General features: G+C 41.2%; 9 protein-coding genes and 1 pseudogene. All 10 read left to right on the forward strand.

What is annotated here, in order from left to right; translation table 11 throughout:
* Window positions 1–524, forward strand: a 524-nt coding sequence (locus tag HMPREF2628_RS11135) for an LPXTG cell wall anchor domain-containing protein (protein ID WP_222563129.1), incomplete at its 5' end; no start/stop codon positions are given.
* Between the two features lie 263 nt (window positions 525–787).
* A complete protein-coding gene (locus tag HMPREF2628_RS07405; protein ID WP_070842783.1) occupies window positions 788–1,645 on the forward strand; it encodes a VOC family protein in 858 nt (285 codons plus the stop codon).
* 95 nt (window positions 1,646–1,740) lie between these two features.
* Window positions 1,741–2,286, forward strand: a pseudogene (locus HMPREF2628_RS07410) (sugar O-acetyltransferase).
* Between the two features lie 383 nt (window positions 2,287–2,669).
* Entirely contained in the window at window positions 2,670–3,920 is a 1,251-nt protein-coding gene (locus HMPREF2628_RS07420) for a dicarboxylate/amino acid:cation symporter (protein WP_070842784.1), read from the forward strand.
* Window positions 3,921–3,934: 14 nt separating this feature from the next.
* Window positions 3,935–4,873: an ATP-grasp domain-containing protein gene (locus HMPREF2628_RS07425; RefSeq protein WP_070842785.1), complete on the forward strand. Its 939-nt coding sequence runs from the start codon at window positions 3,935–3,937 to the stop codon at window positions 4,871–4,873.
* 300 nt (window positions 4,874–5,173) lie between these two features.
* On the forward strand, window positions 5,174–5,938 hold the full coding sequence (locus HMPREF2628_RS07430; protein WP_070842786.1) for a nucleoside phosphorylase: 765 nt from the start codon (window positions 5,174–5,176) through the stop codon (window positions 5,936–5,938).
* 33 nt (window positions 5,939–5,971) lie between these two features.
* Window positions 5,972–7,351 (forward strand): TrkH family potassium uptake protein, encoded by a 1,380-nt coding sequence (locus tag HMPREF2628_RS07435; RefSeq protein ID WP_070842787.1) that lies wholly within the window; start codon window positions 5,972–5,974, stop codon window positions 7,349–7,351.
* A gap of 13 nt (window positions 7,352–7,364) precedes the next feature.
* Window positions 7,365–8,030, forward strand: coding sequence for a potassium channel family protein (locus HMPREF2628_RS07440; protein ID WP_001283909.1), 666 nt, complete (start codon window positions 7,365–7,367; stop codon window positions 8,028–8,030).
* Between the two features lie 355 nt (window positions 8,031–8,385).
* Window positions 8,386–9,402, forward strand: a complete 1,017-nt coding sequence (locus HMPREF2628_RS07445; RefSeq protein WP_070842788.1) for a glycosyltransferase family 2 protein — start codon at window positions 8,386–8,388, stop codon at window positions 9,400–9,402.
* Between the two features lie 115 nt (window positions 9,403–9,517).
* Window positions 9,518–10,415, forward strand: an 898-nt coding sequence (locus tag HMPREF2628_RS07450) for an SSURE domain-containing protein (RefSeq protein WP_142350510.1), incomplete at its 3' end; no start/stop codon positions are given.

A 10,415-nucleotide genomic window follows, 5' to 3' on the forward strand; every position in this document is an offset into this window, starting at 1 on the left:
CAGACTTGACAACACCAGGTAAGAAAGATCCAGTCAAAGTAACTGTGGAATTACCAAATGGAAAAGTTATTGTAGTAGAAGTTCCAGTAACTGTTACTCCAAAAGCGACTCCAGCTCCAAGAGAAACAGTTAAAACTACCCCAATCGTAGTAGAGGTTGGAACTCCAATTGGCAAAGATGATGTTAAGAAACATGTTGAGTTACCAAAAGGTGCCGAAATCGTAGAAGTTGGAGAAATCCCAGCAACTGATACGGCAGGACAAAAACCAAGTGTTAAAGTAAAAGTGAAACTACCATCAGGAGAAATCGTAGAGGTAGAAGTCCCAGTAACAGTCATACCTAAGCATGTTGAACCATCAACTCCAAACCAACCAGCTTCTCAACCATCAACACCTAAAAATGTTGAAGTTCAAAAAGAATTGCCTAACACAGGTACAGAAGCCGACTCTAGCTTAGCAGCACTTGGACTTTTAGGTGTCTTGAGTGGATTTGGACTTGTTGCTCGCAAGAAAAAAGAAGACTAATTCTAATTAGATTTTCTGATAAGAATAAGGAGTAGGATATCATATCCGCTCCTTTTCTTTTTGGGATTGAGATGAGAGTTATCATAGTATTGGTTAAAAATTTTCGGTGGTTTTATTGTCAATTCTCTGTAGATTTTCTCGTTCTAATCCCATATAGACAAGATTACAGAATCATGATCTATAAGTTGTCTAACTTGACTTTCTTGATGGGAATGATATAATAGTTGTAACAAAAAATATTACAACAGAAAAGAGGACTATTTATGACCTATGAATACAAGAGCCACATTTATTTGGCAGAGGCAGTTTTAAATGTAAAGGATTTGGCAAGTCAAACAGCCTTTTATCAGCAAGTGCTTGGTTTAGAAATCTTATCTCAAACTGAGACAGAGGTAGTTCTAGGCCTGGGTGGAAAAGCCTTGGTACAACTGATTCAAGCACAAGAGAGTGGAGAAGTAAGGGAACATTATGGCCTTTACCATTTGGCCATTCTCTTGCCGACACGAAAGGCTTTGGCTGATGTCTTGAAACACCTGACAGATTTACAGATTCCTCTTGTTGGCGGTGCAGATCACGGTTATAGTGAGGCCCTTTACTTGGAAGATTTGGAGGGGAATGGCATCGAGCTCTATCGAGATAAGCCCGTTTCCACATGGGATATTCGAGAAGATGGACGCATTACCGGGGTGACAGAGGCTCTTGCGGCGCAGGATATCTATGAATTGGGGGAAAGAGTAGAGCCCTTTATCCTAGCAGAAGGTACGAGAATGGGCCATATCCATCTTTCCGTCAAGGATAGTCGAAAGTCCAGCCAGTTTTATCAAAAGGTGTTAGGACTAGAGGATAAGTTCAGTGTGCCTAGCGCTAGTTGGATTGCGGCTGGAGATTACCATCATCATTTAGCAGTCAATGAATGGGGAGGAAAAGGCTTAGCTCCGCGTAAGGCAGGTTTGCCAGGCTTAACCTACTATGTCATTGAAGTCGCTCGTAAAGAAGAACTGTTAACGATTGCCCAGCGAGCGCAAGAAGTTGATGTACCAGTTAAGTGGCTGACATCGATCCAGTTGGAAATCACAGACCCAGATGGAATCGTGACCCGTATTCGTTTAGACAGGATATGATGACAATCAGAGGATCAATTGTAGAAAGTGCTCCTTATTCTAGTCAGACACGTAGAAAATTTGATATGATAATAGGGAACGAGGAGAAGAAAACAATGATCAGCGAATACCAGAAAATGATTGCAGGAGAGGTTTACCGTCCATCGGACCCAGAATTGCGAGCCTTGGCTCAGGCTTCTCGCCAAAAACAGTCTGCCTTTAACAAGGAAGAAGATCCCTTGAAGTGGGCGGAGATTATCAAGGATTGGTTTGGTTCAACTGGGCAAAATCTTTATATCAATCCACGCCTGGTGGTCAACTATGGAGTCAACATCCATCTAGGGGAAAATTTTTATTCTAATTGGAACTTGACCATGCTGGATGTTTGTCCGATTCGCATCGGGGACAATGCTATGATTGGTCCTAACTGTCAGTTCTTGACTCCCCTCCATCCATTGGACCCGCAGGAACGTAATTCAGCAAGCCTATTACTATCGGAGATAATTTCTGGGCTGGAGGAGGTGTCATTGTCCTTCCTGGAGTAACACTGGGCAATAATGTTGTTGCTGGAGCAGGGGGCTGTAATCACTAAGTCCTTTGGCGACACCGTTGTCCTAGCTGGCAATCCTGCGTGCGTGATTAAGGAGATACCTGTGAAATAGAAGTAGAAGAGGCTGGGAAAAACTTAATTTCAAGAAAAATGAAGTAAATCTTTCAACAATAAAACGCATAATATCAAGGTTGTTCATTACCTGATATTATGCGTTTTTCTGATTTCAAAGACTTTTTACTCAGCCTATTTTTGTAGATTTGATACTTGAAGTCACTCTTCTTGATCATTATGGAATTGCTCCATCCAGTTGAGTAGTTTAGATGGTGGTGTTTTTCTAACATAAAAAATTCATAATGGATAGCGAAATAGATATGACGACACTTTGAGATATTGTTATAAATCTTTTTTATGGTCACAATAGAAAATATATATTAGTCAAGCTAGAAGATTCGTAGTAGAATAATTAGCAAATAAAAGCAAAGGGGTTATTTTATGAAATTAGTTAATTTATGGTCAAAACTTTCACTCGGTTTGCAATTATTGCTAGCTTTGATTTTAGGTGTTATTTTTGCAGTAATCTGGCCACAATTTGCAGGTTTTTATCAATTTTTAGGACAAGCATTTATTAAATTGGTGAACATGGTCATTATTCCACTAATATTCCCAATTATAGTAGTTGCAGTGGCTAGTGTCATTGGAAAAAAATCGTTTGGTAAAATTTTAACGAAGACCTTACTCTACTTTTTCGCTGTTACAACTACAATCACTTTGTTATTTGTATTCTCTAGTTACTATTTGGGATTTGGTCAAGGTGTGAATATTGGTCAAACTGGAGCTAATATCGACGGGATAGCTAATAATGTCCAATTGAGTGAGTTTTTACTTGGTTTTATTCCATCAAATATTGTGAAGTCAATTTCAGAAGGCTCTCTTCTTCCAATTATTGTTTTTGCTATATTTCTTGGTTATGGAATTGGTAGCTTGAAGAATGATAAAACCCAAAAAATTCTTGAAGGTTTCCAGATCTGGATTGAAGCTATTTATAAAATTGTAACTGTTATTGTAAAATTATCTCCTGTCGGAATCTTTGGATTTATTGCAAAAGATGTCGCTAGTACAGGGATTGATAAGTTAGTTGGACTTGGTCAATTTGTTATCGGAACTTATTTGGCTTATGGAGTTCTCATTTTAGTTGTTTTCCCTCTGATTGCCTCTATCTTTAAAGTTCCATATTTGACTGCTTTTCGTGAAAATTGGAGCCTCTTGACTCTAGCATTTATTTCAGGTAGTTCGAGTGTTGTGTTACCGTCCCTATTAAAGGATTTAAAAAAACAGGGACATGATAAGAATACGATTGATTTGGTTGTTCCTTTAGGATATACCTTTAATCTAGAAGGAGCAGCTGTCTATTTTTCAGTAGCCACTATTTTTATCGCACATGCCTACGGTATCCAATTTTCATTATCAAGTCTCTTATTTACAGTTTTACTTTTGACCTTAATTGGGAAAACTGCAGCGACTGTTCCATCAGGAGCTATCGTAGTTTTGTTGGCAGCAGCACCCCAGCTTGGATTGCCAGTAGAAGGAGTAGCCTTGATTTTTGCAGTTGATTTCTTTGTGAATGCTGGCCGTACAATGATCAATGTTTTGGGTCAAATCTTAACAGTCAGTGTCATTGAAAAAACAGAAGGTTATAGTTTAGAGGAAGACAAGCAACATCAATTGTCAGTTAATTTTTCTTAAAGGAGATAGGACTTATGAGTAACGCAAAAGTTTATGTGATTCATGAAAATATTGAATGGACACAGCATTTAGTAAAATGGTTAGAAAAAATACAAGTACCTTATGAATTATGGGATTTATCGAGTGGGATATTAGATCTTCAAAGTCCACCTCCACAAGGAATTTTTTATAATAGGATGTCCGCATCTTCTCATACGAGAGGGCATCGCTATGCACCAGAGTTTACGGAGCAGGTGCTTACTTGGCTAGAGGCTCATGGACGTAAAGTAGTTAATGGAACGGGAGCCATCAATCTAGAAATCAGTAAGGTGAAACAATATTTGAAATTAAATGAATCTGGTATTGAGACTCCAGCAACAGTTGCTGTTTTGGGACCGGAAAATATTATTGAAGCAGCAAGAAAATTGAATATCTATCCTTTGATTACCAAGCATAATAGAGCAGGAAAGGGATTAGGAGTGCAACTTTTCCAAAATGAAGAAGAACTAGAAGCTTATGTTAATAGTTCTGCTTTTGAACCTTCAGTAGATGGTATTACCTTGTTGCAGGCTTATATTAAACCAAGTGATGGTCGTATCCGTCGTTCAGAGTTTATCAATCAGAAGTTCCTTTATACTGTTTCAATTGATTCTTCAGATGGTTTCCAACTTTGTCCAGCAGATGGTTGTCAAATCGGTAAGAGACCAGAACAACTGGAAACTTCTGAAAAATTCCAAATTACAGAACCACTACCAGAATCTCAAAAAGAAGCTTATGAAGCCTTCCTTAAAAATGCTCATATTGATGTGGCAGCTATAGAATGGGTTCAATCAGAAAGCGGAGATATTTATGTGTATGATGTAAATACCAATACAAACTATAATCCTACAGCGGAACAGAATGCTGACATCTTTGCTCATCAACATCTAGCTGAATATTTAAAGAGGGAGTTAGAAGCTCTTTATAGTGAATGATCATCTTGGAAGTTAATCTTTTAAAAATTTGATAACAACTTCCAGATAGAGTGCGACATAAATACTTTTCTTTTAAGGTAACAGTTATCATCAACAACTACTAATATATAACGTCCCCTCTGAAGATTAATTACAGAGGGGCTACGTTTGTAATGTTTACTCTAATTCCTTATGATTTATAAAATCACTTAGTGTCGAGAATTCCAAGAATACTGAGATTTTTTCTACTCAGTTCATCAATCCCCTCCTTGACACTCGGTCAGCTTTTGATACAATAGTACAAAATTAGAGGAGGTGGTTATGATTCAGAAACATGAGATTCCTATTTTAGAGTTCGATGATAATCCTCAGGCGGTCATCATGCCCTATCACGAGGGGCTGGACTTGCACTTGCCAAAGAAGTGTGTCTATGCATTTTTAGGTGAGGAGATTGACCGCTATGCGAGGGAAGTAGGGGCGGACTGTGTCGGCGAATTTGTTTCTGCCACCAAGACCTATCCAGTTTATGTCATCAATTACAAGGGCGAGGAACTTTGTTTGGCTCAGGCTCCTGTTGGTTCAGCTCCAGCAGCCCAGTTTATGGATTGGTTGATTGGCTATGGTGTGGAGCAGATTATTTCCACTGGAACCTGTGGTGTGCTAGCTGATATAGAAGAAAATGCCTTTCTAGTCCCTGTTCGCGCTCTGCGAGATGAAGGAGCTAGTTATCACTATGTGGCACCTTCTCGTTATATGGAAATTCAGCCAGAAGCTATTGCTGCTATTGAGCGAGTGTTGGAAGTCAGAGGGATTCCCTATGAAGAAGTCATGACCTGGACGACAGACGGTTTTTACCGAGAAACGGCTGAAAAGGTGGCTTATCGCAAGGAAGAAGGCTGTGCTGTTGTGGAGATGGAGTGTTCTGCGCTTGCAGCAGTAGCCCAACTGCGTGGGGTTCTCTGGGGAGAGTTGTTGTTTACAGCTGATTCCTTAGCAGACTTGGACCAGTACGATAGTCGTGACTGGGGTTCAGAAGCTTTCGAGAAGGCCTTGGAACTCTGCCTTGAGATAGCCTTTCAGATATAGCTACTCTCCTTCTTTTTATGGTACAATGGATGTATGTTATTCAAATTATTTGTGAAAAAACTTGAAAGGGCCTTGGGCGGACTTTCGCCAGCTCGTCGCATCTTTTTAAGTTTCGCTGGAGTTATTCTTATAGGCTCTCTCCTTTTGAGTTTGCCTTTTGTTCAGGCAAGTGGTTCGCAGGCTACTTATTTTGACCATCTTTTTACGACGGTGTCTATGGTCTGTGTAACCGGCCTTTCTACGCAACCAGTGGCTACTACCTATAATGTCTGGGGGCAGTTGATTTGTATGCTCTTGATACAGATTGGTGGTCTGGGGCTCATGACCTTTATCGGGATTTTTTATATCCAAGGCAAGCAAAAGCTTAGTCTGCGTAGTCGTGAAACCATTCAGGAGAGTTTTAGTTATGGGGAAAGTAAGTCTTTGAAGTCCTTTATGCGGTCTATCTTTTTGACGACTTTTCTGGTGGAGGGCTTGGGTGCCTTTCTACTAAGTTTCCGTTTTATTCCTGAGTTCGGCTGGGGAAGGGGCATTTTTACCTCCATCTTTTTAGCCATTTCAGCCTTTTGTAATGCTGGTTTTGATAATTTCGGCAGTAGCAGTTTAGTGGCTTTTCAGACGGATCCCTTGATCAATCTGGTCATTGCTGGTTTGATTATCACGGGTGGTCTCGGCTTTATGGTCTGGTTTGACTTAGCAACCCAGTTTGATAAGAAGAAAAAACGCCGTCTGCGTTTCCACACCAAGTTGGTTCTCTTCTTGACTGCAGGGATTTTGCTGTTTGGGACAGTATCTACACTCTTTACGGAGTGGCACAATCCAGGAACCATTGGCAATCTCAGCGTTCCAGAGAAAGTGCTGGTTAGCTTTTTCCAAACCGTCAGCATGAGAACAGCTGGCTTTGCCTCTATTGACTACACTCAAGCTCGGCCTGTGACCCTGTTTATCTATATCCTACAGATGTTTCTCGGAGGGGCGCCTGGAGGGACGGCTGGGGGTCTCAAGATTACGACTTTCTTTGTCTTGTTGGTTTTTGCGCGTAGTGAATTGCTGGGCTTGCCTCATGCCAATGTTGCGCAGAGAACCATTGAGGCTCGAACAGTTCAAAAATCCTTTAGTGTCTTCATTATCTTTTTGATGACCTTCTTGTTGGGCTTGATGTTGTTGGGAATTACAGCAGAAGGAACACCGCGATTTATTTACCTCATGTTTGAGACCATTTCAGCCCTTGCGACAGTTGGGGTAACGGCAAATCTGACACCAGAACTGGGCAAGTTAGCTCTCAGCATTGTCATGGTACTCATGTTTATTGGCCGTATCGGTCCCTTGACCTTGCTGGTCAGTCTAGCGGATTACCAGCCTGATAAGAAAGATTTGATTCAGTATATGAAAGCAGATATTAGTATTGGATAAGAAAGGAAGAACTATGTCAGATCGTACGATTGGAATTTTAGGTTTGGGGATTTTCGGGAGTAGTGTCCTGACGGCCCTAGCCAAGCAAGATATGAATATTATTGCCATTGACGACCACGCTGAGCGTATCAATCAATTTGAGCCAGTTTTGGCGCGTGGAGTTGTGGGCGATATTACAGATGAGGAACTCCTCAGAACTGCAGGAATTGATACCTGTGATACGGTTGTAGTGGCAACAGGGGAAAATCTAGAGTCGAGTGTGCTTGCAGTTATGCATTGTAAGAGTCTAGGGGTACCAAGGGTTATTGCCAAGGTCAAAAGCCAGACAGCCAAGAAGGTGCTAGAAAAAATCGGTGCTGACTCGGTGATTTCACCTGAGTATGAAATGGGGCAGTCTCTAGCGCAGACCATTCTCTTTCATAACAATGTTGATGTCTTTCAGCTGGATAAAAATGTGTCTATCGTGGAGATGAAGATTCCGAGTGTTTGGGCAGGTCAAAGCCTGAGCCAGCTGGATCTACGTGGCAAATATAACCTCAATGTCCTAGGATTTCGTGAACAAGAAAATTCACCCTTGGATGTCCAGTTTGGTCCCAATGATCTCTTGAAAGCCGATGCCTATATCTTGGCGGTTATTAACAACCAGTATCTAGATGACTTGGCAGAATTAAATTCGTAAGGAGGGAGCACCCCTCTTTTTTGATGTCCTAGATAGGAAATAGAGTCAGAAATCCTTGTATTCCAGTAAAAGTCCTTCAAAAACTGGACTTTATGGTAGAATAGAAAGAAGTGACAAGAGAGAGTAATACTCTTCGAAAATCTCTTCAAACCACGTCAGCGTCGCCTTGCCGTAGGTATAGGTAACTGACTTCGTCAGTCTTATCTACAACCTCAAAACAGTGTTTTGAGCTGACTTCGTCAGTTCTATTGCAACCTCAAAAACAGTGTTTTGAGCAACCTGCGGCTAGTTTCCTAGTTTGCTCTTTGATTTTCATTGAGTATAAGAAAAAATCAGTTCCCTAAAGGAGTAGATTATGAAGTTATTGTCTATCGCCATCCCCAGCTATAATGCCGCTGCCTATCTTCACTACTGTGTGGAGTCGCTAGTGATTGGTGGTGAGCAAGTTGAGATTTTGATTATCAATGATGGGTCTCAGGACCAGACTCAGGAAATCGCTGAGCGTTTAGCCAGCAAGTATCCTAACATCGTTAGAGCCATCTATCAGGAAAATAAAGGCCATGGCGGTGCCGTCAATCGCGGCTTGGCAGAGGCTTCTGGTCGTTATTTTAAAGTAGTTGATAGTGATGACTGGGTGGATCCTCGTGCCTACTTGAAAATTCTTGAAACCTTGCAGGAACTAGAGAGTGAGGGGCAGGAAGTTGATGCCTTTGTGACCAATTTTGTCTATGAAAAGGAAGGTCAGTCTCGTAAGAAGAGTATGAGTTACGAGTCAGTCTTGCCTGTCCAACAGATTTTTGGCTGGGATCAGGTCGGAAATTTCTCAAAAGGCCAGTATATCATGATGCACTCGCTGATTTACCGGACAGATTTGTTGCGAGCGAGCCAGTTCCAATTGCCTGAGCATACCTTTTATGTTGATAATCTCTTTGTCTTTACCCCCCTTCAGCAGGTCAAGACCATGTACTATCTGCCTGTCGATTTCTATCGTTATTTGATTGGGCGTGAGGACCAGTCTGTCAATGAGCAAGTGATGATTAAGCGCATTGACCAGCAACTCAAGGTCAATCGACTCTTGGTAGATCAGCTTGATTTGTCCCAAGTGAGTCATCCAAAAATGCGAGAATATTTGCTGAATCATATTGAAATCACGACGGTGATTTCCAGTGCCTTGCTCAATCGAGCAGGCACAGTAGAGCATCTTGCCAAAAAACGGGAGCTGTGGACCTATATTCAGCAGGAAAATCCAGAGGTCTTTCAGGCTATCCGTAAGACCATGTTGAGCCGTTTGACCAAACATTCGGTCTTGCCAGCTCGCAAACTTTCCAATGTCGTCTATCAAATCACAAAATCTGTTTATGGATTTAATTAATATAAGTATTTTATAAGAGGGATTTAAGAAAAATTTTAACTTTTTCTTAATCCTTTTTAATTTTAGGAGATTATACTAGAGTCATCAAATAAAGAAAAACTCTAAGGAGAATCCTATGAAATTCAATCCAAATCAAAGATATACTCGTTGGTCTATTCGCCGTCTTAGTGTCGGTGTTGCCTCAGTTGTTGTGGCTAGTGGCTTTTTTGTCCTAGTTGGTCAACCAAGTTCTGTACATGCCGATGCGGTTAATCCAACCCCTGCTCAAGTTGTACCAGATGTTACTTCGGTAAGTGAAAAGAGTGACTTACCAGTAGAACTTCTCAAAGAAGCAGTCGATACAGCTCTTCCTTCAGAACAGGCAGACTCAGTACCTAAAGCAAGCTTGGATACTACAAGCTCTCCAGAAAAAGTGAATGTAGCTGATAAAGACCAAGTGGTAGCGCCAAAAGAAGAAGTGCAAGCAAAACCAGAATCTAAGAAAGAAACAGGAGATGCGCTTAAACCTGCGACAAATCCTGCGCCTACAGTTTCTGGACAAGACCGTGAAGCAAATGAAGCTCAACCAGCAACCACCCCAGCTGAAGTCCAAAAAGGCGTAGCTGATAATACTAAAGACACAGTGGATGTTCCAGCCACTTACTTGGATAAAGCCAACTTCCCAGGCCCATTTACAGCCGGTGTCAACCAAGTTATTCCATACGAATTCTTCGCTGGTGATGGTATGTTAACTCGCCTTATCTTGAAAGCTTCAGACAAGGCCCCGTGGTCAGACAATGGTTCGGCTAAAAATCCAGCTCTTCCACCAGTAGAAAAATTGGGCAAAGGCCTTTACTTCTATGAAGTAGATTTGGCTGGTACCCAAGGTAAATCAGATAAAGAGCTTCTAGACCTCTTGAAACAAAACGGCACTCAAAGCTATAAAGCAACTATCAAAGTGTACGGTGCGAAAGACGGCAAGGCGGATTTAAGCAACCTCGTAGCGACTAAGGATTTGACAGTAAACTTGAATG

It is taken from the genome of Streptococcus sp. HMSC063B03 (genome assembly GCF_001836965.1).
GTDB lineage: Bacteria > Bacillota > Bacilli > Lactobacillales > Streptococcaceae > Streptococcus > Streptococcus pneumoniae_F.